Here is a 26506-nt window from a genome sequence, read left to right on the forward strand (position 1 = left end):
ATCATCATCATCATCACCATCATCATCATCATCATCATCATCATCATCATCATCAAGACCCTTTTTTTCTTTAGCCTTTTTACCTTTCTGCTTCATTTCTTCAGCTTTACCTTTTTGGCGATTGGCTTCGTTTTCAATAGATGCTTCTACTTCCCCTTTTTTGACCTTTCCTTTTTCTTTAATTTTATCCTGACCTTTCTGTTTCATGTTTTTGGCTTTATCTTTTTGCAACTCGGCCTCATCTTCAACAGACTTTTGAAATTTTTCTTTTTTCTCTTTACCCTTACCCTTTCCTTCAGAATTCCCCTGAGAATAACCAGCAGCTGTTGCAAGTGTAAAAATGACTAATACTAATCCTATTTTTTTTAAAATAACTTTCATACCTTTTTTATTAAATGCTATCTAATTCAGATAATGCAGATTCTACCTCTTTTGCTTTACTTTCTACTTCTATTGAAGTTTCTTTTAAATCTTCTTCAACGGCTTCTATTTTATCTAACGTTGTATCTAATTGTTCTTGTTCTTTTGCGGTATCTCTACATGAGAAAGCACATAATAAAATAAAGAATACTACTGAAATGTTTAATTTTTTCACAATTTATATGTAATGATTAGTAAAAATGAAACGAAAAACATATCAATTTATTGCATCACTATTAATTACTTACGATTATGTTTCGTAATTCTTCCAAATTTAGTCCACCATAATTTCCCGAACTCATTAGCAATAAAGTGGAATTTGAGTATTTTTTGTTTTTCACAAACTCATGAAAAGACCTGGCATCCGTAAATATGTTTAAATCCTCTCTTTGAAAGGCTTCAGATATTTGTGTTGGTGTAACGGCCTCTAATTTTTTAATGGCTACAGATTCTGGCAGAAAGAAAATAACCGCTTCATCGGCAGCAGCAAGAGCACCTTTATATTCCTTTAAGAATTCCGGATTAAAACTACTGTACGTATGCAACTCTAAACAAGCAATCAATTTTCTATTTGGGTATTGTTCCTTTACGGCTTTTGTAGTAGCGGCTACTTTACTTGGGGAGTGTGCAAAATCTTTATAAGCTATACTTGTATTCCCTTCGGCTATTTTCTCTAAACGTTTAGACGCTCCTTTAAAAGTAGCAATAGCTTCGTAAAAATCATCTTCATCAACACCCATGTTTTGGCAAATCCATTTTGCACCTGCCAAATTACTTAGATTATGCTTGCCAAAAACTTCTATAGGCATAGGGCCTTCGTTAGTCTCTAACAAAGTTTCACCATCTTCAACGTTGTATTCAGGTGTAGTATAAGGCAATTTTCTAATGGCATTTTCAGAAGCTTCAACAACTTCTTTTACTACCTCATCTTCAACATTATATGTAATAGATCCGCCATTTACAATACTATCTACAAATATTTTAAATTGCTCAACATAGTTCTCAAAAGTTGGAAAAACATTGATATGATCCCATGCTATTCCACTTAGCAAGGCAATATTTGGCTGGTATAAATGAAATTTAGGTCTACGGTCTATAGGCGAAGACAAATACTCATCGCCCTCTAAAACTATAAAATCGTTATCCTCGGTCAGGTGTACCATTCTATCAAAGCCATCTAACTGCGCACCTACCATATAATCTACTTCAATATCATGAAAATTAAGTACATGAAGAATCATAGATGTAATGGTCGTTTTACCGTGACTACCACCAATGACCACTCTAGTTTTATTTTTAGATTGCTCATATAAGAACTCTGGATAAGAATAAATGGTGATTCCCAGTTCTTGAGCTTTTAGCAATTCTGGATTATCCGCTTTGGCATGCATACCTAGAACGATTGCATCAAGTTCCTTCGTTATTTTTTCAGGAAACCAACCAAATTCTAGGGGCAATAAACCTTTTGCCGCCAATCTTGATTTAGAAGGTTCAAAAATGACGTCGTCACTACCGGTAATTACATATCCTTTATGTTCCAAGGCCAGTGCCAAATTGTGCATAGCACTCCCCCCTATTGCAATAAAATGTATTTGCATTCCTAAAATTTAGGACATAAAGATACGTATTGTGCAATTAAAACTTAGCAATTCTTACAAACCTAAGACGACATAAACATGTAAGAAAATCAGTATATTATCGATGAATTACATTAAATTTTAACACTTCCTATCATTATTAATAGTATTCACCCTACATTTTTAACATTTCACAACATATAATTTCTTACAAAGAATTTGGCAAATACTTTTAACCTTCAATATTGTTTTCAACAACCAACCCCCTATTAATGAATAAATTAAAAATTAGGTTCTTAGCCATACTGTTCTTTACGTTTGGTTTCACCAACATGGTACAAGCGCAATGTGCAGGAAATGATGCCAGTGTTGTAGTTTGCGAAAAGGATGCGGACGACACCAATAGAAACTTTGCATTATTCCCAAGATTAGGCGGCTCACCTACTGCTGGCGGCACATGGTCCACCACAAATCCAGAAAATTTCTACGCTTTAAATCAAAGTACGGGAATCGTCGATCTCTGGCGCATTAATAATTATGGCACACATTCCTTTGTATATACAAATACTGATTGTAATGAAACGGCTACCGTATCCATTACCTTAGGCGGTTACCCTGGAGAAGATAATATTGATGGTAGTGCCAATGCCTGCGGAGATGACCCTAACGTTAACCTTCATGGTTTTCTAGGCAGCAATGTAGACGGAAAAGTTCAAGATTTTAATGGTCTTTGGCAAGAAGACCCTAGCACATTTACGGGTCAGTTAGAGGATAATTTTTTCAATGCCCAACAAGCGGGTCCAGGTATTTACACTTTTACCTATACCGTACCGGACGTTGATAGCTGTTTAGGTAGAACGTCTACCGTAATTCTAGAAGTGCACCCACCGCCAAACGCAGGTTTTGCTCCTGTATTAACTTTTTGTGCCGGTGATGATCTATCAGCATATACGGCATTTGACCTTAGTGAATATTTAATAGGTGAGGACCCTAATGGAACATGGACAGAAAATGGAACCGATCAATTAAGTGACCTAAACGATTCCGTCATTAACATTCAAGAAATGTACGATAATTTTGGGTATGCCGATTTTACCTTCAATTACACCGTTTTCCCAAGTCACCCAGTGTGTGAAAAACGAATTTCAGAGGTTAGCATTAGAATATTGCCCATATTAAATGGCACAGTAGAAACCGTTGACATCTGTGTTGGGTCGGCATATGTCGTTGATCTTGAGTATGACGACACACTCCTGTTCAATGGCGATTTTTTGCTTCAATATCTCGTTAACAACTCTTTTGGGGAATCCCCAACAACACTACTAGACGGAAATGGGAGTTTTGTAATAGACCAAGGCCTAGTACCTTTAAATGAAGAGGTTACCTTAGAAGTCATTGGTATTAGAAGCGTAACACCTCCCCGAGATGTTTGCCCTAGGGTCATTGTACCAACAACCACTTTTTTAGTGACCAGTTCAGATATTACTGCCAATGATATATGTGTACAGACAGACAATACTATTCAAATAACTGATATCCTAGATGAGGAAGGCAATTTTGCAAGCGGATATTTCACAACAACATATTCCTTAACAACCCCTAGTGGTAGCATCTTAGATTCTGATCCTTTTGAGCTTGAATTTACAAATGGGAACGCTTCGTTCACGGTACCTGCAACTAATTTCAGCTTAGAAGGCGAGTACAGTATAAGACCTACAATAACAGATATTTATGAAACAAGTTGCCCATTAGTAGAGACTTTTACCGTAATTCCCTTACCAGATGCTATTCAGTTAGACCTCATTGTAGACAATAATTGCGATGCCACACAAATAGATGTTTTGGTTGATGCGCCTATTTTACCAGATGGCACCTATACCATAACATATGATGTTACAGAATTAGGTTCTAACACCGTGCTAACTACCAATACTATAAATTTCACAGGTGGTACTGCCGCTTACCAAATAGATGTAGATGCGCTACCGATCGGTAATTACACCGCAAACGTACGTAGCGTTCAAGATGACACTACACCTTGTCGTTTAGATTTTGAATTCGAGGAAAATGAAAATTTCTCGCGTGGTGGAATGCCGGAAGCTCCTGTGGCAAATGCCATACAAACCTTCTGTTTAAGTGATTTTACCATTACACCAACTTTGATGGATATTCAAGTTACCGCAGAAGGAGATGTCTTGTTTTATGATACTGCAACAGACAATGATATTTTACCTATTTCAACGCCACTTGAAAATGGTGAAGATTATTTTGTTACCAATAGTGACCCTCTTACCAATTGCGAAGGCACCGATCGCGTTCAGATCACAATTGTTTTCAGTAACACTAATGCACCGACGACTACTAATAGTAACCCAATGTTCTGTGCAGAAACGAACCCTACTATAGCCAATGTTATGGTAGATGTTGCCACAGGCAGTTCCATTACTTGGTTTAATGCAGCTACAGGTGGTAGCGAGATAGAGACATCAACAGTTTTAGTAGACGGTCAATCTTATTTTGCGGCTACCAACACCGGTGGCTGTAATAGCCAAGAACGTTTAGAAATATCACCAACTGTAATTACTGTAGCTCCAACTACCCTATCATCAGACATGTTGACCGTTTGTGGTCTGGATGACCCTACCGTTGTAGCATTAGGCACTTTAGAAAACGAAACAGAAAATGAAGTATTCTGGTTTATAACCGAAACTGGCGGTACAGCGCTAACAGATGACACTCCGTTACTTAAAGACACCGTGTATTATGCTGAAAATTATAATTCCGTTACCGGATGTTCTTCTGCAACACGTGTTCCCATAACTATAGATTTTAGCAATTGTGACCCCGAGAATTATGACTTTTTTGTCCCTGACGGATTTTCACCTAATGATGATGGCAGAAACGATACCTTTTTTATTCCGAACATAGAAACGATTTTCCCTGAATTCACCTTAGAAATATTGAACAGATACGGTACCTCATTATTTAAGGGCGACATTAACAATCCTGCTTGGGATGGTAGAAATGGTTCTGCCACGGCACCAAACGGAGTTTACTTTTATATCATCAATTATAACAAAGACAATTCAGAGCCTATTCAAGGGCGCTTATACTTAAACAGATAACCCATGCATAAAAAAATAACAAACACCACTTGGGGCATCTGCATAGTAATGCTTTTGTTCTTGATACAACTGCAAGGTCAGCAAGACCCGCAGTACACGCAATACATGTACAATATGAACGTGGTCAACCCAGCGTATACCACTAACGAACCAGGTATGCTGAATTTTGGCACGCTATATAGAACCCAATGGGAAAATGCTGTTGGCGCACCAAAAACATTGACCTTTTTCGCCCATACTCCGTTATCGGAAAAAATTGAAATGGGAGCCTCTATTATTTCAGATGATATTAGCGACGGTTCGTTAAAAGAAAATAACATTTATGTTGACTTCGCCTATATTTTAAAATTGGACGAACAAAGTAATTTAAGTTTAGGGTTAAAAGGGGGAGTCACTACTTTTGAAACTAACTTCAATGGCTTTAGGCTCCCAGAAATACAAGACGATCCTGCATTCAATGAAAATATGAACAACACCTTCCCTAATGTGGGTATTGGTGCATTCTATAACAGGGACAAATTTTATGCAGGGCTATCCATACCCAATTTACTGACATCCAAACATTTAGAAAATAGAGATGGCATAAACCGTATTGGATCAGAAGCCATTCACCTATTTGGTATGGCAGGCTATGTTTTTGATGTAAATTCAAATTTAAAGCTAAAGCCATCAGTATTGACAAAAGTGGTGTCCGGAGCGCCAATAACGGCAGATGTTTCGCTCAACGCGTTATTCAACAAACGTTTTGAAGGCGGCATATCTTACAGGTTAGATGACTCTGTCAATGCCATGTTCAATATTGCGGTACTACCGTCTTTACGTATTGGCTATGCTTATGACTACACGTTGTCTAATTTAGGTGCATTCAATAATGGATCTCATGAAATTTTTGTATTGTTCAACCTAGACCTTTGGGGACTTAAAAAGGGCTATGATAAATCACCTAGATTCTACTAAAATGAAAAAAATACAATTATACGTTATTATACTCCTAGGGGTTTTTCAATCCGCATGGTCACAACAAGATCTAAAACGTGCCAACGATTTATTTGAAAAGAAATACTATGCAGATGCCATTGCTTTATATGAAGCGGCATTGCCCAACAACAAAAGCAGTTTGGTCATTAAAAATTTAGCAGATAGCTACTACCACACCTTTGACCTTAATGCATCGGCACGTTGGTACCGTTACCTAATTTCTAATTATGGCGACACCGTAGATGAGCAGTATTATTTTAAGCTGAATCAATCTTTAAAAGCTATTGGCGAATATGAAGAAGCAAATAATGTTCTCATAGACTATTATACCAAAGAAGGTAATATGGCGCAACTACAGCAACTAAAAGAAGGGATTACATATCTAGAAAATGTAAGTGCCATAGGGAATCGTTTCGCTATTGAAAACAGTGAATTGAATACCACCACTTCAGAATTTGGGGCAATGCAGGTTGGCGATGCACTTTGGTATACCGCTTCGCATAAAAAATCGACCTCAAAAAACTATCGCTGGAACAATCAACATTATTTGGATATTTACACCCACGCCATAGATCAAATAGCATTGGGCGATAGCCTTAGCATCAGTTTATCTAAACATGTAAACACCAAATTACATGAAGGATCATTTACCATTGCACCCAACGGTACAACTATGTATTTTACAAGAAACAATTACAACAATGGTAAACGCAAAACAGATGACAAAAAGGTTTCAAACCTAAAGATTTATAGTGCAAATTTAGTGGACGGGGAATGGAAGAATGTTACGGAGCTATCTTTTAATAGCGATGACTTTTCTAATGAGCACCCTGCTTTAAATGCAGATGGTACGAAACTATATTTTTCTTCGGACCGTCCGGGAGGATTCGGGTCTTTTGATATTTATGTAACAAGCTTACAAGCAGATAATACATTTAGTACTCCCGTTAATTTAGGTGGTGTGATCAACACGGACAAGAAAGAGCAATTTCCATTTGTAGCTTCTGATAATTCACTTTACTTTTCATCTAACGGTCACCCGGGATTTGGTCTTTTAGATGTTTTTATTTCCAAAGACCAGAATGGAACATTTCAAAAACCTAATAATTTAGGCCTTCCCGTAAACAGCGGTTATGATGATTTCTCCTATGTATTGAATAGTGATAATGAATCAGGATACTTTGCAAGTAATAGACCTTCCGGTAAAGGCAGCGATGATATTTATAGTTTTAGCGTAACCAAGGATCTGACAATTGAAAATTGTGCACAATTTATTACTGGTATCATAACCGACCGTACTACTACCCTACCATTGGCAAGTGCAACGGTAACGTTATTGGATGAAAATAATGAAGTAATAGGCACATGTATAACCAAAGAAAAAGGTGCGTTCGATTTTAATATTGTCTGTGAAGCATCATACGAGGTGAAAGCTGAAAAAAATGGGTATGAGGATAATGCAAAAAACATCCGCAGTACAAAAGAAAGAAATGCCGAACATGATGCCTCTATGAGTTTATACTCCATCCAAGAAAAAGAAAAAACAGAAGCACTTGCAATGCAAAAAAAGCAAGAAGCTGAAAGACTACGCACAGAACAAATGGCTGCTAAAAAGTTGGAAGCAGATAAAAAAGCTGCACTGTTAGCAGAAAAACAACGTATTGAAGAAGCAGAACGTTTAACGCAAAAACGCATTGCAGAAAAAGCAAAAGCAGAGAAGGCATTGGCAAAGAAAATAGCCGATGCCATAGCAACAGAAGAAGCTATTGTTAAAGCGAACGATCGCACCGTTATACAGACCGAAGAAATTCATTTTGATTACAGTTTGTGGTACCTGCGCAGAGAGTCTAGGGAGCGTTTACAAACGGTCATAGATATTATGAAGAAAAACCCGGGTATGGTCATTGAAATTGGTACGCATACCGATATACGTGGCAATAGAGGATATAATAAAGACCTTTCTCAAAAACGTGCCGATTCTGCCAAAGATTACTTGGTAAAAAACGGAATTGAATCTGATAGAGTGATTTCCAAAGGATACGGAGAGTCTAAACCTATAGTGGTTTGTGCAACGGAAGACGCCTGTTCAGAGGAAGACCATGAGTGGAACCGTCGTTGTGAATTTGTAGTTCTTAGTTGGGAATACGGCAAGTAATAAGATTACGTTGTTCTGCAAACAACATTATAAATTTATGATAGATTCCTGTATCTTTAGTTCTTAAAACCAAAGAACTATGAATTACAATCTTTCTACAATTCCTTCAAAGGAAATTATGCCCGGTCTTCATGGCAAATTGGTACATTCCAAAAATATGAGCATGGCATTTTGGGAGGTAGAAAAAGGCGCTACGGTACCTGAACATGCACACATGAACGAGCAGATCATGCATGTTATGGAGGGTGATTTTGAATTTACTGTAGATGGTAATACCAAAGTCTACCATAAAGGTGATATTGTAGTGATCGCCCCGCATTTAAAACATAGCGGTGTTGCTTTGACCCCTTGTAAATTATTGGATGTCTTTAGTCCTACAAGAGAAGAGTACCGCTAATTGTCACTTGTTTGTATGTCCGTAACTTCGGTTACGCCCACTTACCGTTTTTAAAACAAATTTGAGAAATGAATATATCCCTAAAAAATAAAAAAGCATTGGTTGGCGGCAGTAGTGGCGGCATAGGCAAAGCAATTGCCGTTCAACTGGCAGCTAGCGGCGCAAGTGTAACCTTAATGTCCCATAGCGAGGAGAAATTGCACCATATCGTCAATGAACTATCTACTGACCAAGGGCAACAACATCAATATCTGGCCGTAGATTTTAATAATTTTAATGACTACCAAAAAGTGATCTCCAAGTATTTTGAAGACAACAGCGTAGATATCTTAGTGAACAACACCCAAGGTCCGTCTGCCGGTAGTGCCATAGAAAAAAAAGTAAACGACTATCAAGAAGCATTTGACCTTCTCTTTAAAACTGTTGTTTTCACTACTGAATTGGCTTTGAAATCAATGACAAAAAACAATTGGGGACGCGTTATTAATGTAGCATCCGTATCGGTAAAAGAGCCGCTTTCATATTTAGCATTATCAAATTCTATCAGAGCTGCAGTGGTAACATGGGCAAAGTCATTGGCAACGGATGTAGGCAAGCATAACATAACCGTTAACAGTGTTCTTACCGGTTATTTTGACACCGACAGAATTACCCAGCTTAATGCAAAAAAAGCCGAACAATTAGGTATTGAAGCTAGCCAGGTTAGAAAAGAAATGGAATCTAGAGTGGCAGTACAACGTATTGGCAAGCCGGAGGAATATGGGTATTTAGCAGCATTCTTGGCATCTGACAATGCAGCTTATATCACAGGAACCAATATTCCCATTGATGGAGGACTTTTAAAATCCTTGTAGTTATTTTGATTATAGCCCAATTAGTAGAATTATATATCCAAATTCTTTTCTAATTTAAATTGGCAAAGGTTAGCTTGTTTATGAAGATGGATATTTTGGGGCGTAAAAAGCAATAAAAGTAACTATAGCTACGCCAAAAGCGAACTCCAAATTTAATCAGATAGATCTGTGTACATTTACAAGGACCCTAATCTTAAAGTTTTGATCTTGCATCAAGATAAACGTAATAATGCTATTTCTGGAACGCTAATGATACACCAACATACTACAATCACAATTAAATATTTATCATAAGAGTATGAAAAATTCAATTTTGGCATTATTTATTTTAGTCTCTACATCGGTATTTTCCCAAAGTACGGATTACAATGTGTCTTCCTATTTAACCGAGGGAACAAAAGCACCTAACACCCACTACATAGGCGAAGCTTGGCTTAATGCAATTATACACGATGATGAGGAATTGGGCTATAATATTACAAAAGCGACATTTACGGCCAACTCAACACTAGATTGGCATAAACATGGTACCGCCCAAGTGCTAATAATTGTTGATGGAGAAGCTTATTATCAAGAAAAAGGAAATGACCCTATAATTTTAAAACAGGGCGATGTAATTAAGTGTAAGAAAGACATAGAACATTGGCATTCTTCTACAAAATTTAGTGACGTCACCTATTTAGCTTTATATGGGGGAGGTCAACCAACTTCATGGACCGAAGTAGTTACGCAAGAGTATTATGATATGGTAGCCCAAAAACTAAAACACAATTAAAATTGGGGATTTCTAAGCAAACACCTTATAATTTAATGAGAATTAGAATTTTGACAAAAGAAAAATAATTAGTTGTATTGCTTTTGTACGATACTTGGAATAACCATTTAAAAACCAGAACAATTGTTTTAATATATGTAATGGAAGAAGATGAACCCAAAAGAAAATCTTAAAAAATTAAACCTTGAACTTCCAGAAGTTTCAACCCCAGGAGGAAGTTATGTTTCCGTAAACATTAGAAAAAACATAGCTTATATAGCAATTCAATTTCCAATTTTAAACCAACAATACCATTATCAAGGACGGTTAGGCAAAGAAATTTCAACAGAAGAAGGCTACAAAGCAATGGAATTGTGTGCCTTAAATGTTTTAAGCCAAGTAGAAAATAAAGTTGGATTTGATAATATTATTGGGCTTAATCACGTTGATGCGTATTTTCAATCAGAACCTGATTGGGACGATTCGCCAATTGTTGTCAACGGCGCATCAGATTTGTTTTTTAAGGTATTAGGGGAAAAAGGAAAACATTCAAGAGCAATATTCGGTGTTGAGAAATTACCAAGAAATTTTAGTGTTGGGCTGACCGCTACATTTACCATTAAGGAAAAATAAAAAGTATATAATCTAGGTACTTCATCTATAAATTACAAAAACCTGCAAATTAATAGGACACCTAATAAATTTCATACAAACCTAAATAATTGGCATTGTACAGTATAGACCTTACAACAGATCTTCACCAAATAGTTCTACAATTATTAGCCGTAAAACATAAATCAATTTACCTTAGGCTTTAAGAAAACACCTTTAATGAAAAAAATAGCTATTGGTTGCGGAATATTTTTAGTATTGGTCATAGGTACGGTAACGCTATTGTTCTATATACTTACAAGACCTAAATACAGAGACGTATCAAAAGAAAAACCTTTTGTAGAGATTTTAAGCAAACCTATAATCACTAAAAGACCCACACTAATTTTAAATGAAGATTTACCGAGACATGAAGACTACAGCTATCATTTAGAAGATGGTAATGGCTTTGGCATGAACTCTGATTTAGAAATCGTAGCCGAGATACCTACCGGCACAGAAGTACACATAGATAAAATAGAGATACATACGAATTGGGTAAGTGGAACATCTAGCGTTTATCTTTTTGGAAAAGTCTTTAATAAAGAAAAACAACAAAACTATCCTTTTCAATATACATGGGGCAATTACCACCTCATCTATGAAGATAACCCATATTGGACATTTGAGCTTGCTTTTTGGCAAGATGAACCGTTAACCGAAAAGTATTATATAGATGTTCCATAAAAGCTATTTTCTTAGCTAACCTTTACCAGGAATTAATAAGAATTGCTATTGTTATTTTTGTATTAGTGCTATTATTCAACCAAACCACAGAACAATAATCATTATTATGAAAATTATTCCATCAGAAAAATTAGAATTGACCACCTCTCTTTCTATGGCGGAATTAGAAGGGCACCTAAGAGAAAACATACAAAAACACCGCAGTTATAGCATCGGATCAATAAAAAAGTCTAACAAGTATTTTGTAGGCACCGTTTTCCCTGACCATTTTAAATGCAAAAAATTTACCTACCAACGAAATTCGTTTCTACCTCAGGTAACCGGTATATTTCAGGAAGAGCCAAAAGGCACCAAAATAGTGATAACCTTAAAAGTGGACTCATTTGTTAGTATATTTTTAATCTTGTTTTACGCTTTTATTATCTGTGCACTTTTTGCCTTCGTTTATTTAGTATCATACCAACAAATTGAACCGTATTATATTCTAGTCCCTATCGCGTTATTGTTGCTTGTTTTTGGAATACCGCATTTAGGGTTTCATCTAGAAAAGGAAAGTACCATTACAGAACTAAAGAAAATATTAACCGTATAGCCAAAGACAGAACTTCCCTAAAAGCAATTAAACTACTACCAATAGTTACCTAACTACTGTATGTCGTTTACATAAACGACTTCAACTGAAAAATACAATTAATGATAGAAACCATACTTATAATTTTAGTAGATTTCGGTTTAATACGAGAAGATTATTTACACCAAAAGAGAGTACGCAAAAAGGAAAAACATGATAGCAAAAAACGCCCTATTCAGAAATATCTATTTCAACCAAGTCTAATAATATTCTATATTTTAATACTGTTAACTGGCATTGGTTCAGCTTTATTTTCTATTTATCATAGAACCACAATTATTCCAAAAAACACACAAAATGAAATTCTTGAAATAAGCGAAAGAATTGAAAATTACAAAGAGACACTTGGTTATTACCCTTATGAATTAAATGATTTAATTCGCAATAATCCTTTAAGACAAAAATGGAAGACAGATGGTTGGAATAGACCGTATTCCTATATCGTTACAGAAAATGGAAATAATTTTTTGATAACATCTTTAGGACCTGATGGTAAACTAGGTACTAAAGACGACATACAATCAAAGTAGTCTTCTCAAAACTAAAAAACGCCAAATAGTAGTATTTGGCGTTTTCATTTTTTAGATATTCTCTAAAATCAATTGTAAACATTTATTTCATCTCATAAATTGCAATGGTACTAGATACTTCATGCGTTGCGATCATTAAATAATTTCCTGTTGGACTATCGTTCTTATCTACCACTATTAAGCCCTCTGGTGAGATATCAGTGGCATCATAGATCCAAGTAACAAAAACTGGGTTATATGGATTGGTTACGTTGTAAGCCAATATTCCACTCGTTCTTTCCAGTCCTACAAATAATAACGTCTCTTCACCAACTTTTAAAGTTTTTACGGCTTCTGGCTCGGCACCTTTATCATCTGACCTACCATCTACTGCACCCTCATCTTGGTTAAATATAGCTGGAGCCACTGCCAATGTTCTTCTAGCTATTTCAGAACCGGAATCGTACACCAATTGTCCGTTCGTATCCCAAATAGAGAAAGAACGAGCACCGTATGAATAAATCTGCTCATATAACCCATCGTTATCTTCGTCCCCGTTTGCAATAGTTGTTTTTAATCTACCTAGATTTTCATCTTCTTGCAAAACTTCAAAATCAGGATAAAAAGCGGGGTCCAAATTTAGATCTTTGACCCGTACCTCTTCAGAATATCCATCATAGTCTCTTGAATCGCCCTCGTTGGCTGAAACGATAAAACCGTTTCCATTGGCCGTGAAATAGTCTATTGCATCTGGCATATAAAAACCTAAAACATTCCAATTTTTTAAATCACCTGCTATTCCGTCTTCATTAGATGCATCAATTTCATTACCTGATACATTATGATTTTTTGTTCCCAAACCTACCAAACCTGTAATGGTTTTGGTAGTAAGGTCAACTATTGCCATTCCGTTATTCTCCTGTAAACCAATATATGCAGTACTAGAATCGTCTGAAATGGTAACATATTCCGGTTCCACGTCTTGTACAAATGAGGAAGCACCGTCATTACCAAAAACTCTAAATCCGTTACCAGGATTCATCTGCCCTGCAAAAGAAATTTGCGTTGCGGTTTCGGTAGCCATTTCAATTACAGTTATTGAACCTTCTGGATCTACCGTATAATCATCATTTGGCTCACCTTCATTTGCAGCAACGATATACTCCCCATCAGGAGAGAAAGCAACCATATCAGGTAACGCACCTGCTATATAAGATTTAATCAATACTTGCGTATCCGTATCATAAGTATCAACAGTACCGTTCAATTGTTTATCGCTATTTTCAACAGCAATGGCTAAAATACCATTATGAACGGCAACAGAATTAGGACTACCGGTTAAAGGAATGGAAGCCCCTTTGATAGGGTTTGTTGCATCGGTCAAATCCAAAACAGAAATTTCATCTTCCTCTGGGTTTACTATGAACAACTTTTTGGTAACGGCATCAAAAGCAGAAATTTCTGCGTAGGCTTCGTCATTACCATTGGTAAAAGTTCCTATTTTAGTAAAACTAAGTTGATCAATAGTTATTGGGAATTCGGCATCCATACCATCGGCGCCGTCAGAGCCGTTGGCACCGTCCGTTCCATCTACTCCATCTACACCATCTTTACCGTCGATACCATCAATACCATCAATACCATCATCGGCACATGATGTAAACATTAGCGAAATTCCAAGAATTCCAATACAAAAAGGTCTTAATACATTTTTCATTTCAATACAGTTTGGTTTTAAGTATCAAAACAAATAGATCAATGTAAAGTTGGGGTTAACCGTGTTGCAAATAATTATTACGAAGGTATTAAGTTCTTGTAAACAACTGCTTAATGCGTGGTAAGACTATGAATAGAAATGGTGTTTAAAACAATTAGATTCAGCGTTGAAAATTAAAATTCGTTCCGATCCTAAAGTTATTTAAGTAAGGATTATTCATATATCCTACAGCTAACCTTTTAAATCTATTGCTTTTTTTTTACAAAAACTTAACCACAAAACATGACTAATTGACTCATAATCAATTAATTTTAGGTAATTGACTACAAGTTAAAAATCTTACTACCGTGAAAAAATTGAAGCTTTTTATATGTCTTACAACCCTGTGCACAATACAAATTTTAGCACAGGAAAAATGGAATATAAATTATGATGGAGATATTAAAATCTACACGCCCAAAGATTTAAAGAGCAATAAAACGTTTGACGTTTACACCTACGGACCTATAGAAACTTTAAACCAAGATTTAAAAAATTGGGTGTCTGAAACTGCAAAAGATAAACAAAAGGAATTAGGCCAACCTCTTAAAAAATGGGTAGTAAAATCTGAAAAAGAAGATTACGCTATTACCAATAGTTACGTTGACGGCAATGGTGTAACCATGCAAGTTGCCTACCAAGGTGGCAAATTAGAAGATGGTCGTAATTTCTTTATAAGACTTATAACATCTACCGACCTTGTGATTGTTTTAAAATACGGTACCAGATTTGACGATTTAGTGAAAAATATAAAAGCAGACATGTTGACTAAAAAAAACTACCAAGGCAGCTACAAAGAGTATGGCATCTAACCTAACAGCTACCACGCCAACTGTTACTACCGCTGTTGAGACATCTAATGAGGCTTTATCGCCGGGTAATGCTCCCAAAGGTTTTTTGGAACTTAGAGGTGTGCTAAAAAGAGGTTTTTCAAATGGTATGCTCACTACCACCAGCGGTGTCATTGCCCTTTTTAAAGATGGTACCTATACTAGCGATATAGGACGCACTTTTTCTAAAGGTATTGCGGCATCTAAAAGTGAAAAACCAAATAGATAGGGACATTGGCGTATGCGAAACAATGAGCTAGAATTAAAAGCACATGGCAAAACAGAGTATAAAGATGCAAGAGACTGGCTTACGGAGCCAGCTAAAGAAAATTTAAAACTTAACAGTTGCTACGGCAATATTACATCAAGAAGTACCGAAGGCTATGGTGGCGGCAGCACCGTAGGTAATGCCAGTTCATGGTGCTTTAAGAACAACGGTCGTTTTGCCCATTCTAAAACAGGTTTTGCTAACGCAACCGGTGGAGTAAGGGGATCAACATCTTCCAGTAACAAAACGGGCGGTAGATATTACCTTTCAGATTATGTAGCTAAGTTTGTTTACGATGATGGTACCGAAGTTACTACCTATTTCTGTTTTCTGAATGAAAAGAAACGCATATTGCCATTAACGGAAAGCGATTAATGGGCAAGTAAAAAATAGCTTTAAAATTTAAAAACACATCCACACAACAATTAAATTTCCTCTCTCTATAACCGACTATACTACCCAAATACTTCTACAATACTAGTTGCTTGGTCCAGTAATTATCTTCGCCATTAACTTAGAACAATCATAATTACTAACCGAAAAGTAAGTTTCACTCATTTTTGATTGTATATAAAATTACCTTGGCACAGTTTTGTATTGTAATTTTACTATGATGAAAAAGCTACATTTAATTCTTATTCTGTTTATGTCCGTACACTTTGGTAATGCCCAAGAGCCTGATTCATATGATTTATTATGGAATGAAGTTATCGATTTAGAGAAGGAAAACTTAAGTAAATCTGCTTTAAAGCAGACCAAAGCCATCTTTACAAAAGCTAAAAAAGAAGGTAATAAAATACAACTGATCAAAGCCCTGCTCTATAAGTCCAGTTTCATCAAATTACTTGAAGAAGATGCTGAATTAGCCATCGTTAAAGATTTTAAATCTGAAATTGAAGTAGCAGATGAACCAACCAAACAAATACTACACAGTCATTTAGCAACCTTATATTGGCAGTATTTTCAACATAATAGATTTCGTTTTTACAATAGAACTAGAACAGGTAAAAAAATAGACCCAGTAGACTTTAGAACTTGGGATCTTGACACTCTTTTAGAAGAAATTGACTACCATTTTACCGCCTCTTTACAAAACGCTAGCGCTACGCAGAAATTACCTATTTCCAATTTTGATGATATTTTATATGAAGATAAAACGAATAGAAATTTTAGACCTACGTTATTTGATCTTTTAGCACATACGGCACTTAAATTTTACACCACCAGTGAGCATAGCATCAACCAACCTGCAACAGTTTTTGAAATCGATGATAAAGCTGTTTTATGCGAAGCTTACACCGCCAACTTTTTAAATATTGATCATAACAAGAACATATCCTTTAAATCTAAAGCCCTTACTATATACCAGCAACTAGTAGCATTTCATTTTACCAATCCAGATATTAGCCCACTTGTTCTGATCGATATTGAACGCTTACGCTTTATTCACAAGAACGCCATATTTGACAATAAGGACGATTTGTATTTAGAAGTACTTAAAAATTCTGCAGAGCATATTAAGCATAGCCCACTTTCTGGCCTATACACCTATGAAATAGCCTTGCAACACCAACAAGAAGGACGTACTTATACATCTGAAGGCAATGCAGAAGAACAATGGGAACTAGTAAAGACCGTCTCTTTATGTGACGATATCATAGCCAGGTTTCCAAAAAGTTTGGCCGCAAAAAAATGCGAAGTCCTAAAGAAAGAGATTCAAGATTACAACGTTCAGTTGACAGCTGAGAAGTACATTCCAAAAAATACTATCAGCAGACTTTTGGTAACCTATAAAAATGTTGAGCGTTTACACTTAAAAGCCTATAAAATAAACCGGAATCAACTTTTAAAACTAGAAAAAACTTATCCGGACATTGAAAGAAAAACGATTATTAAAAAATTACCCATTGCTAAAACGTGGTCCGTAGATTTAAAGAACGAAAAAGATTATCAGCGTCATAATACCGAAGTTATAGTGCCTGCACTAGAAAACGGAAATTATATTTTAACCGCAGAATCAAGTGATGAAAAAAAAGATGTGTTCAGCTATACCACTATACAGGTAACGAATATTGCCGTAGTAGAATCTAATATGAACTCACAGCAGCAATACCAAATTATAGACCGAAACAACGGTAATCCAATTTCTGATGCAGAGGTCAATTTAAATTATCGTATAAATTATAAAGACGGTCAAAAACAATCCACGTATAGAACAAACAAAACTGGTTTTGTAACTGTTCAAAATAAGAAAGAAAATTGGAACAACATTAATATAACCGTTAAGACCAAAAATGATAAAGCTAATTTTGGCGAATACTACGTAGACCGGAATTATTCCCAAAACGATAAAGGAATTAATTATACTTGCTTTCTATTTACAGACCGTAGCATCTATAGACCGGGGCAGCCTGTTTATTTTAAAGGTATTGCCATTAGTCAAGAAAATGATGTATCCAACGTCTTAACGAATACCTCTATCAATGTAATCTTACGAGATGTAAACGGACAACAAATTGAAACACTTACATTGGTATCAAACGAATACGGTTCGGTATCAGGTGAATTTATACTGCCAAATTCTGGACTAACAGGGCAATTTTCCATTCACGCAACTTCAGATACATATGCTTTAAACGGATACGCTTCAATCTCGGTAGAAGAATATAAAAGACCCAAGTTCGAAACAAATTTTGAACCTATAACAGATACATACAAGGTAAACGATAGTGTAACGGTAACCGGTACAGCAACTGCATATGCCGGTAGTAACATTTCTAATGCCAAGGTAGTGTACCGTGTAAAAAGAATGGTAAGCGTACCAAGATGGCATTATTGGATCAAACCATATTTTAATGGTTCATCACAAGAAATTGTTCATGGAGAAACAGAAACGGATGCAACAGGGAATTATAAAATTTCCTTTAAGGCCATTCCTGACCATACTGTTGATAAAGAGAACATGCCCACTTTTACCTATGAAGTTACGGCAGATGTGACCGATATTAATGGAGAAACACACAGTACCACTACCACGGTCAAGGTTGGCTATCACGCATTAAATGTAAGATTGTTAGTACCAGAGATCTTGGACAAATCATTGAAAAACACAAGCTTTAATATTATTAGCAATAATTTAAACGGGCAGTCTGTTGCCGCCACGGGAGACGTAAAATTATACAAACTACAAGCACCGGACTATGTTATTAGACCAAGGCCATGGGCAGCACCAGATTATGCCGGTTTTTCTAAAGAAGAATTCAAAAAAGTATATCCGCATGATGCTTATGAAAATGAAGACAATTCTTCTAATTGGAAAAAGGGTAAAATGGTTTGGCAATCTACGTTTGATACTGAAAAATCTAATGAATTCGGTTTTGGCAAAACAAAAAATTGGGCATCCGGCAAATACCGGATGGAACTCTTTTCTAAAGATAAATTTGGACAAGAAGTAAAAGATATTGCCATTTTTTCAATTACGGGCAATGAGCGTAGCTTAGCCGATAACCAATTGTTCCATGTAAAAACGGACAAGGAACAGTACGCAATTGGAGACATGGCCAAGATAACCTTTTTTTCAAGTGCAAAAAATTTAAACATTACCGTACATATTGAAAAAAACCATAAGATTTTTGAAGAGAGAATTATTACGTTAAATAACAATTCCCAAGCAATTACAGTACCTATAACCAAAAATGATTTGGGTGGTTTTGCTATTACGTACAGTTATTCATTCGCCAATCATTTTAAGGAGAGTACACTTAATTTAATGGTACCCTACCCGTCAAACAAGTTACAAATAGAGACAACAACGTTCAGGGATAAAATAGCACCTGGTATTGATGAAACCTGGTCTTTTAAAGTCAAAGGACCTGCAGGTGATAAAGTGAGTGCAGAGCTATTGGCAAGCATGTATGATGCCTCTTTAGATCAATTTAAACCACACTCATGGTATTTTAATCCTATCAACCAGCATTACTATTATTCTCGTAGAAGAACTAGCGCATATAAAAGTTTTGCTACGGTTGATTTTAGAACATTTTCTCACAATATCAATTTGGACTACCCAAGCCTTGGCTTCGACATTTTTAATTTATTTAATCTAGATTTTAATTCACCTGCATGGCGTCAATCTCGATCTAGGTATCAAAAATCAAGTACATTAATGAGCAATGCCATGGTGGCAGATGATGCTCTTTTAGAAGAAGTAGTTACGGTTGGTTATGGAACTACCAAAAAAGAAAATGAGTTATCCGGTGCTGTTGCAGATGTTGAAACTAACGAAACGTTACCTGAACCCGATACAGATAAGCTAGATTTTGGGTCGGTCACTATACGCAAGAACCTACAGGAAACAGCATTTTTCTTCCCTACGCTAAAAACAGATAAAGAAGGAAACGTTTCTTTCAACTTCACTACACCCGAGGCTTTGACCAGATGGAATGTACAGCTCCTGGCACATACCAAAGAATTGGAGAGCACAATTACCGATTTAACTACGACAACCCAGAAAGAGTTGATGGTAACACCAAATGCACCACGCTTCTTAAGACAAGGAGATGAAATAACCATAAGTAGCAAAATTGCCAACCTTACAGAAAAACTACTTTCCGGGCATGCAAAATTAGAACTGACCGATGCGGTAACAGGTAAGGATATTTCAAAACAGCTATTGATGGCTGCCGATACAGTAGGCACCAATTCTTTTGAAGTTGATGCTATGGGGAATACACAAGTATCCTGGGCACTAAAAATTCCTGACGGCTTACAATCCGTTCAGTACAAAATTATTGCAAAAGCCGGTGATTTCTCCGATGGCGAACAGAATATGTTACCGATTTTATCTAACAGGTCTTTGGTAACGGAAACATTACCCATGTGGATTGGTAGTAACCAGACCAAAACCTTTACGTTAGACAAATTGAAGAACACCTCATCGTCAACGTTAAATCATCATAAGTTAACTTTAGAGATGACTTCTAACCCTGCTTGGTATGCAGTACAGGCGCTACCCTATTTAATGGAGTATCCGTATGATTGTAACGAACAGACCTTCTCTAGATATTACGCGAATACATTGGCAAGCCACATTGCCAACAGTACTCCAAGAATTCGTGAAGTATTCGATCAATGGGCAAATTCAGATGCTTTGATGAGCAATTTAGAAAAGAACGAAGAACTGAAATCCCTATTAATTCAAGAAACACCTTGGTTGAGAGACGCCCAGTCAGAAACCGAACAAAAGAAAAGAATTGGTATATTGTTCAATTTGAACAAGATGAAAAATGAGCAGCAATCAGCATTGAACAAACTTGTGCAAAATCAGAATGCAAACGGAGCTTGGTCATGGTTCAATGGCGGACCGGACAACCGTTTCATTACCCAACACATTATTACTGGAATGGGACATTTGAACAAATTAACAGATTCAGAAGATAGTGACCCTAATGATATATCAATTTTATTCAACTCCAAATCTGTAGCGATTGAGAATGCCATTGATTTTTTGGATAGGGAATTTGTAGCTGAATACGAACAAATGAAGAAATACACTTCTAATATCAATAATGATAATTTAAGTACTCATCAAGTACACTACCTATACATGCGCAGCTTTTTTAAGGATATTAAAACCTCTAAAAAAGTAGATGAGATAACCGCGTATTATATAAAGCAAGCGCAGAAATATTGGACAAAGAGAAGCTTGTATACTCAAGGAATGTTAGCATTGGTTCTACATAGAAACAATGATGCAAACACATCTACCAAGATTCTACGTGCTTTAGAAGAAAATAGTATTACTAGTGATGAATTGGGCATGTACTGGAAAGGCAATACCAGCTCATGGTTTTGGTACCAAGCGCCCATTGAAACACAAGCGCTGTTAATTGAAGCATTTTCCGAAATTCGCCCTACGGATGTTGAAACCATAGACAACCTTAAAATTTGGTTGCTTAAAAACAAACAGACCAACCAATGGAGCACTACTAAAGCTACCACAGAAGCAGTATATGCGTTACTACTTCAGGGTAGTGAATGGCTATCCGTTACAGATGCTGTAGATGTTCTAATTGGAGGAGAAAAGATAGACCATTCCAGTTTAGAGGATGTAAAGGTCGAAGCTGGTACAGGTTACTTTAAAACGTCATGGAATACTGCTGAGATTTCTCCTAAAATGGGTGATGTGCAAATCAGTAAAAAAGGCAACGGTATTGCCTGGGGAGCTTTGTACTGGCAGTATTTTGAGGACTTAGACAAAATTACAAGCGCTGAGACCCCATTAAATCTAAAGAAGAAAATCTTCTTAAAAAAGAATACCGATAGTGGCGAGGAAATTTCTGAAATAACGGATAAAACTACTTTAAAGGTGGGAGATTTGGTTAAAATAAGAATAGAATTAAGAGCGGATAGAGACATGGAGTTTGTACATATGAAAGATATGCGAGCTGCCGGTTTTGAGCCAGTAAACATAATTTCCAGATACAAATGGCAAGACGGACTTGGGTATTACGAAAGCACAAAAGATGCTAGCACCAATTTCTTCTTTGACTATTTACGTAAAGGAGTTTATGTATTTGAATATGATGTTCGTGTAAATAATGCTGGCGATTTTAGCAATGGTATTACTACAATTGAAAGTATGTATGCACCGGAGTTTAGTAGTCATAGCGATGGAGTTCGTGTTTCGGTGAACAACTAATTTAATTACGAACAGTGTGAAGTAATCTGTTTATGAACTGACTAAAACTTACTCGTAACCAACAACAGACAGTTTGCTACGTCGCGAAAAATGCTCCTCGTAAGGACGAAATAGCACAAAAAAAAGGCGCTACAATGTAGCGCCTTTTCCGTCTTTTACTAAAATATAGCTTACCAAATATGAACTCTCTTTTCAGGAGCTAGGTACATGTCATCACCTTCTTTGATATCAAAAGCATCATAAAACGCTTGAATGTTCAATAAAGGTTGTGTAGCCCTAACCATACCAGGAGAATGCGGATCGGTTTTGATCTGTGTTCTTAAAGCCTCATCTCTACTTTTGGTTCTCCAAACCGTAGCCCAAGACATAAAGAAACGCTGCTCTGCCGTAAAACCATCAATATCTTCAGGACGTCCATTTTCAGCATAGTATTTCTGTAATCCGTCATAAGCACCTAGCAATCCGCCTAAGTCACCGATGTTTTCACCTAAGGTGAATTTACCATTTACATATACTTCTGGTAATACCATTACACTATCATATTGAACGGCCAAAGCATCTGCTCTTTCTGTAAAAGCGGCCAAATCAGCATCTGTCCACCAATTCTTAAGATTTCCGTCGGCATCAAAACGAGAACCGCTATCATCAAAAGCATGGGAAATCTCGTGTCCTATAACTGCACCAATACCACCATAATTAACAGCTTCATCAGCAGTATAGTTATAAAAAGGAGGTTGTAATATAGCTGCAGGAAAAACGATTTCATTGTTCAACGGATTAAAATATGCATTCACAGTCTGTGGAGACATTCCCCATTCCGTTTTGTCTACAGGCTCACCAATTTCAGAATAGTTCTTTAACTCTCCCCATTTGTTAACCGCAGTCATATTATCAAAATAAGACTTTTCGGCAGAAACTTCCATGGTAGAATAATCTTCCCATTTGTCCGGGTACGCAATCTTAACGGTGAACTTGTCCAACTTTTCTATCGCCTTTGTTTTTGTAGAATCGCTCATCCAATCTAAAACAGAAATACGCTCTTTAAAAGCATCTATAACATTGGCTATCATTAGCTCCGCTTTCGCCTTGGCTTCTGGCGGGAATTTGGCGTCTACGTATAGCTGCCCTAAAGCTTCACCAACAGTACCGTTTACGGTTGCCAATGCACGCTCGTCCGCTGGGCGTTGTTCTTTAGCCCCTCTAAGGTATTTACTGTAAAATTCCCAGTTTGCGGTTTCAATTTCGGTAGTCAATTTACCCGCGGCACTATTGAAAGTATCCCATCTAACCAAAGTTTTGATATCCTCTATGGGTGTAGTTTTCAAGAACTTGTCCAAGGCCTCCGTATATCTTAATTGAGTAACCAACAGGGTGTCAAATTTTTTAGTAATACCTAAATCAGCTATAAGTTTTTTCATATCTATAGTAGACATCATCTTATCAACCTCATCAATCGTCCTAGGGTTGTTATAATTTCTAGCATCCCTACGTTCCACTTTGTTCAAACGAGGTTCCGCCAATTGAGTTTCCAAAGCCAAAATTTTGTCAGCAGCCTTTGTTGCATCAGCTTCGGAATCACCTAATTTCTGCAACATTTTAGAAATATGCTTCTTGTATTCTTCACGTATTTCAATAGACTTTTCATCTTCCTCCAAATAGAAATCACGATCCGGCAATCCCAATCCGTTTGCACCTAAATACACGGCATTCATGCTGCTGTTATTCAAATCTGCACCGGCACCAATATTAAGAAAAGGAGAAGACACAGCTGCATTTGTAGCCAATACCGTTTGTAGATCATTTAGATTCTTTACACCTGCTATAGCTTCAAAAGCTGAATTTAAAGGCGTAATACCAGCTTTGTTCCTAGCAGTAGTATCTAATTTTGAATCAAAAATTGCCAAAGCTTTCGCTTGGTCCGTATCTGACGCGTAGTTTCCGCTTTCTTTGGCAGTTGCCAATATTTTCAACACATCGTCATCGGTAGACTTACGAAGTACGCTGAAACCGCCCCAACTGGTTCTATCATCAGGTATTTCGGTAAACTTCATCCAGTTACCGTTTACATAGTTATAGAAATCTGACTTAGGGTTTTGGGTAGTATCCATATTCGCAAGAACAATACCGGGAATTTTTTCTACTTCAGCAGTAGGTTTAGCCTCTTCTTTACATGAAGCCAGGGCTACCAAACCGGCAGCGAATAAATAAACTTTTTTCATTTGTGAGTTAGTTTTAAACGTATTGCCCTATAGGACGCCCGCTTTGAGATTTGTTACAAAAATAACAGGATTTTATTTTCAATAGGTTTATTTCACTATCAATTTACAAGATTAACATTTGACAATAAGCTATTTACAAGAACTAAAATCATAACAAAATCTTGTTAACTCATTGAAAGTAGTACTTTACTCATTCTCTATTTTATACAACTGGTATCCGTAATACTTTAGAACCATAGATATAAAACCATAACAATATGAGAAGCACATTAACAATTTCCGTAAAAGAACCTTGCAAAGAAAAATTTAGTAATTTTAGTAAAACCGAAAAGGGAGGTTTTTGCAAAAGTTGTGAAAAGGAAGTAATTGATTTTACCAATTTCTCTGATAAGGAGCTTATCAATTATTTAAACCATGGTAACAAAAAAGCCTGCGGTATGTTCAAGGCATCACAATTAAAAACATATGAAACCAATTCTTTACACACTATGAACAATTCTATATTACCCAAAGGAATGGCAATGATGGGTTTTTCTTTGTTGGCACTTTGTGCCACTGACGTAAAGGGTCAAGAAACCGCAAGTTTAGACCCACCAATTGAATTAGTGTCTTCATTGGAAGGTGTTGTAGGCAAAATACAAGTAGTACAAGAAAAATACACATTAACAGGCACCATTGTTGATGAGGCAAATGAACCTTTACCTGGCGTAAACGTAGTTTTAAAAGGCACTACCATTGGTACACAAACAGATTTTGATGGTAAATTTGAATTTCCACAACAACTAGAAGTAAATGATATTTTGGTGTTTAGCTTTATAGGATATGAAACCAAAACCTACCAAGTAGCGGCAAGCACAAATTCTAACATAGACATTAGCCTAGCATTTGACACTTATGATGTTGAACTAATGGGCGAAATTGTAATCGTTGGTGCTTATAAAAGCAAAAGAAACATCTTTCAGAAAATAGGGGACATCTTTAAAAAATGAGAATTTCCTTTTTTACGATTTTGTTCTTTTTTTATATAACAAGCTTCGCCCAACGTGAAGATTTTCAAGAAATAGATTTTATACAGGCCGATAGCATTGCTGATTATTATAAAGATGCAAGCCTTAAAAATTTACCGGTGCTCACCCATAATTTAACAGTCTCATTAAAGACCGATGTTGAAAAATTCAGGGCAATTTATACCTGGATCTGCGCTAACATTGCCAATGATTATTCTTCATACTTAAAAATTAGCAACAAAAGAAAAAGACTTGCCAAAGATCGAGACGCTTTTTTAGATTGGAATATGAGCGTTACACCAAAAATGTTCAAAAGCTTATTAAAAGACCGAAAAACGGCTTGTACGGGCTATGCCTACTTGGTAAAAGAAATGGCAAACCTTGCAGGGTTTGAATGTGATATTATTGATGGCTATGGACGTACACCTACTTTAGTATTAAAAGAAGATAGTACACCAAATCATTCTTGGAATAGGATAAAAATAAATGACAAATGGTATCTGTGCGATGCTACTTGGTCTGCAGGAGAAACTATTGTTGTAAACGGCACACCCTACTTTCAACCAGACTATTTCGATGGTTATTTTTTAGCTGACCCAGAGTTATTTGCAAAAAATCATTTCCCTTTGAAAAAAGAAAATGAACAATATCTAAAAACTGAAGCATTTAAGACCTACTTGGCAGGACCGGTGGTTTATAAAGAAGCATTTTTAGCTCCTATAATTCCCATTTCACCAACTAAAATGCTTCATAATATAGAAAAAGGAACATCATTAACATTTACCATTAAAGTACCAACAGAATTTTACGGAGAAGTTCAGTTATTATTCAATAGAGGAGGTAATCAAAGAAAAGCTGATCCAGTTGTGCAAAGGAAAGCAAATGAAATAAGTCTGGTACAACTCTTTGAAAAGAAAGGTTTATACGATGTTCATTTTTCGGTCAACGAACAACTGATCGCTACCTATGTGATTAAGGTAAAATAAAA

General features: G+C 36.3%; 21 protein-coding genes. 16 read left to right on the forward strand and 5 right to left on the reverse strand.

The genetic code is table 11. From position 1 onward, the window contains the following. From QZ657_RS08255 to QZ657_RS08265, 3 genes are all read right to left on the reverse strand, one after another. Window positions 1–381 (reverse strand): hypothetical protein (locus QZ657_RS08255; RefSeq protein ID WP_291966182.1); only part of this gene is annotated, 381 nt, incomplete at its 3' end. A gap of 10 nt (window positions 382–391) precedes the next feature. Next, window positions 392–595, reverse strand: coding sequence for a hypothetical protein (locus tag QZ657_RS08260; RefSeq protein ID WP_291966183.1), 204 nt, complete (start codon window positions 593–595; stop codon window positions 392–394). Between the two features lie 61 nt (window positions 596–656). After that, window positions 657–2018: a UDP-N-acetylmuramate--L-alanine ligase gene (locus tag QZ657_RS08265; protein WP_291966185.1), complete on the reverse strand. Its 1362-nt coding sequence runs from the start codon at window positions 2016–2018 to the stop codon at window positions 657–659. A 251-nt stretch (window positions 2019–2269) separates the two neighbouring features. On the opposite strand from QZ657_RS08265, the gene QZ657_RS08270 reads away from it, so the two are divergent. The 10 genes from QZ657_RS08270 (at window position 2270) to QZ657_RS08315 (ending at window position 12759) form a co-directional block, all read left to right on the forward strand. Then, the gene (locus tag QZ657_RS08270; protein ID WP_291966187.1) at window positions 2270–5122 is read left to right on the forward strand and encodes a gliding motility-associated C-terminal domain-containing protein; all 2853 of its coding nucleotides are present in this window, start codon (window positions 2270–2272) and stop codon (window positions 5120–5122) included. 3 nt (window positions 5123–5125) lie between these two features. Beyond that, window positions 5126–6079, forward strand: a complete 954-nt coding sequence (locus QZ657_RS08275; RefSeq protein ID WP_291966189.1) for a type IX secretion system membrane protein PorP/SprF — start codon at window positions 5126–5128, stop codon at window positions 6077–6079. A gap of 1 nt (window position 6080) precedes the next feature. Next, on the forward strand, window positions 6081–8255 hold the full coding sequence (locus QZ657_RS08280) for an OmpA family protein (RefSeq protein ID WP_291966191.1): 2175 nt from the start codon (window positions 6081–6083) through the stop codon (window positions 8253–8255). A 79-nt stretch (window positions 8256–8334) separates the two neighbouring features. Then, a complete protein-coding gene (locus QZ657_RS08285) occupies window positions 8335–8652 on the forward strand; it encodes a cupin domain-containing protein (protein ID WP_291963087.1) in 318 nt (105 codons plus the stop codon). 68 nt (window positions 8653–8720) lie between these two features. Beyond that, complete coding sequence (locus tag QZ657_RS08290) at window positions 8721–9506, forward strand: SDR family oxidoreductase (protein WP_291963083.1); 786 nt, start codon at window positions 8721–8723, stop codon at window positions 9504–9506. Window positions 9507–9804: 298 nt separating this feature from the next. After that, the gene (locus QZ657_RS08295) at window positions 9805–10281 is read left to right on the forward strand and encodes a cupin domain-containing protein (RefSeq protein ID WP_291966193.1); all 477 of its coding nucleotides are present in this window, start codon (window positions 9805–9807) and stop codon (window positions 10279–10281) included. 150 nt (window positions 10282–10431) lie between these two features. Then, window positions 10432–10893 (forward strand): RidA family protein, encoded by a 462-nt coding sequence (locus tag QZ657_RS08300; protein WP_291966195.1) that lies wholly within the window; start codon window positions 10432–10434, stop codon window positions 10891–10893. Between the two features lie 198 nt (window positions 10894–11091). Continuing rightward, window positions 11092–11598, forward strand: a complete 507-nt coding sequence (locus QZ657_RS08305) for a hypothetical protein (RefSeq protein WP_291966198.1) — start codon at window positions 11092–11094, stop codon at window positions 11596–11598. Window positions 11599–11704: 106 nt separating this feature from the next. Next, complete coding sequence (locus tag QZ657_RS08310) at window positions 11705–12190, forward strand: hypothetical protein (protein ID WP_276471636.1); 486 nt, start codon at window positions 11705–11707, stop codon at window positions 12188–12190. 101 nt (window positions 12191–12291) lie between these two features. Then, a complete protein-coding gene (locus QZ657_RS08315; protein WP_291966200.1) occupies window positions 12292–12759 on the forward strand; it encodes a type II secretion system protein GspG in 468 nt (155 codons plus the stop codon). Between the two features lie 82 nt (window positions 12760–12841). Here the strand turns inward: QZ657_RS08315 and QZ657_RS08320 are convergent, their stop codons facing one another. Then, entirely contained in the window at window positions 12842–14455 is a 1614-nt protein-coding gene (locus tag QZ657_RS08320) for a choice-of-anchor I family protein (RefSeq protein ID WP_291966202.1), read from the reverse strand. A gap of 347 nt (window positions 14456–14802) precedes the next feature. Here QZ657_RS08320 and QZ657_RS08325 point away from each other — a divergent pair, with 347 nt between their 5' ends. From QZ657_RS08325 to QZ657_RS08340, 4 genes are all read left to right on the forward strand, one after another. Then, complete coding sequence (locus QZ657_RS08325; protein WP_291966204.1) at window positions 14803–15306, forward strand: hypothetical protein; 504 nt, start codon at window positions 14803–14805, stop codon at window positions 15304–15306. Then, complete coding sequence (locus tag QZ657_RS08330; RefSeq protein ID WP_291966206.1) at window positions 15296–15553, forward strand: hypothetical protein; 258 nt, start codon at window positions 15296–15298, stop codon at window positions 15551–15553. Before QZ657_RS08325 ends, QZ657_RS08330 begins: the two co-directional genes overlap by 11 nt. A gap of 12 nt (window positions 15554–15565) precedes the next feature. After that, complete coding sequence (locus tag QZ657_RS08335; RefSeq protein WP_291966208.1) at window positions 15566–15967, forward strand: hypothetical protein; 402 nt, start codon at window positions 15566–15568, stop codon at window positions 15965–15967. Window positions 15968–16202: 235 nt separating this feature from the next. Beyond that, entirely contained in the window at window positions 16203–22292 is a 6090-nt protein-coding gene (locus QZ657_RS08340) for an alpha-2-macroglobulin family protein (RefSeq protein ID WP_366934163.1), read from the forward strand. A 170-nt stretch (window positions 22293–22462) separates the two neighbouring features. Here the strand turns inward: QZ657_RS08340 and QZ657_RS08345 are convergent, their stop codons facing one another. After that, complete coding sequence (locus QZ657_RS08345; RefSeq protein WP_291966210.1) at window positions 22463–24511, reverse strand: M13 family metallopeptidase; 2049 nt, start codon at window positions 24509–24511, stop codon at window positions 22463–22465. Window positions 24512–24768: 257 nt separating this feature from the next. Here QZ657_RS08345 and QZ657_RS08350 point away from each other — a divergent pair, with 257 nt between their 5' ends. Together QZ657_RS08350 and QZ657_RS08355 are read left to right on the forward strand one after the other, a co-directional pair. Continuing rightward, complete coding sequence (locus QZ657_RS08350; RefSeq protein WP_291966213.1) at window positions 24769–25500, forward strand: carboxypeptidase-like regulatory domain-containing protein; 732 nt, start codon at window positions 24769–24771, stop codon at window positions 25498–25500. Then, entirely contained in the window at window positions 25497–26504 is a 1008-nt protein-coding gene (locus tag QZ657_RS08355; RefSeq protein WP_291966216.1) for a transglutaminase domain-containing protein, read from the forward strand. The genes QZ657_RS08350 and QZ657_RS08355 overlap by 4 nt, the downstream gene beginning before the upstream one ends. Window positions 26505–26506: the final 2 nt, after the last annotated feature.

It is taken from the genome of Maribacter sp. (genome assembly GCA_020629415.1).
In the GTDB taxonomy this organism is placed as follows: Bacteria; Bacteroidota; Bacteroidia; order Flavobacteriales; family Flavobacteriaceae; genus Maribacter; species Maribacter huludaoensis.

Coding starts and splice junctions, on each gene's coding strand:
- QZ657_RS08265 (WP_291966185.1), bottom strand. CDS start 2,018: ATGCAAATACATTTTATTGCAATAGGGGGGAGTGCTATGCACAATTTG.
- QZ657_RS08270 (WP_291966187.1), top strand. CDS start 2,270: ATGAATAAATTAAAAATTAGGTTCTTAGCCATACTGTTCTTTACGTTT.
- QZ657_RS08275 (WP_291966189.1), top strand. CDS start 5,126: ATGCATAAAAAAATAACAAACACCACTTGGGGCATCTGCATAGTAATG.
- QZ657_RS08280 (WP_291966191.1), top strand. CDS start 6,081: ATGAAAAAAATACAATTATACGTTATTATACTCCTAGGGGTTTTTCAA.
- QZ657_RS08285 (WP_291963087.1), top strand. CDS start 8,335: ATGAATTACAATCTTTCTACAATTCCTTCAAAGGAAATTATGCCCGGT.
- QZ657_RS08290 (WP_291963083.1), top strand. CDS start 8,721: ATGAATATATCCCTAAAAAATAAAAAAGCATTGGTTGGCGGCAGTAGT.
- QZ657_RS08295 (WP_291966193.1), top strand. CDS start 9,805: ATGAAAAATTCAATTTTGGCATTATTTATTTTAGTCTCTACATCGGTA.
- QZ657_RS08300 (WP_291966195.1), top strand. CDS start 10,432: ATGAACCCAAAAGAAAATCTTAAAAAATTAAACCTTGAACTTCCAGAA.
- QZ657_RS08305 (WP_291966198.1), top strand. CDS start 11,092: ATGAAAAAAATAGCTATTGGTTGCGGAATATTTTTAGTATTGGTCATA.
- QZ657_RS08310 (WP_276471636.1), top strand. CDS start 11,705: ATGAAAATTATTCCATCAGAAAAATTAGAATTGACCACCTCTCTTTCT.
- QZ657_RS08315 (WP_291966200.1), top strand. CDS start 12,292: ATGATAGAAACCATACTTATAATTTTAGTAGATTTCGGTTTAATACGA.
- QZ657_RS08320 (WP_291966202.1), bottom strand. CDS start 14,455: ATGAAAAATGTATTAAGACCTTTTTGTATTGGAATTCTTGGAATTTCG.
- QZ657_RS08330 (WP_291966206.1), top strand. CDS start 15,296: ATGGCATCTAACCTAACAGCTACCACGCCAACTGTTACTACCGCTGTT.
- QZ657_RS08335 (WP_291966208.1), top strand. CDS start 15,566: ATGCGAAACAATGAGCTAGAATTAAAAGCACATGGCAAAACAGAGTAT.
- QZ657_RS08340 (WP_366934163.1), top strand. CDS start 16,203: ATGATGAAAAAGCTACATTTAATTCTTATTCTGTTTATGTCCGTACAC.
- QZ657_RS08345 (WP_291966210.1), bottom strand. CDS start 24,511: ATGAAAAAAGTTTATTTATTCGCTGCCGGTTTGGTAGCCCTGGCTTCA.
- QZ657_RS08350 (WP_291966213.1), top strand. CDS start 24,769: ATGAGAAGCACATTAACAATTTCCGTAAAAGAACCTTGCAAAGAAAAA.
- QZ657_RS08355 (WP_291966216.1), top strand. CDS start 25,497: ATGAGAATTTCCTTTTTTACGATTTTGTTCTTTTTTTATATAACAAGC.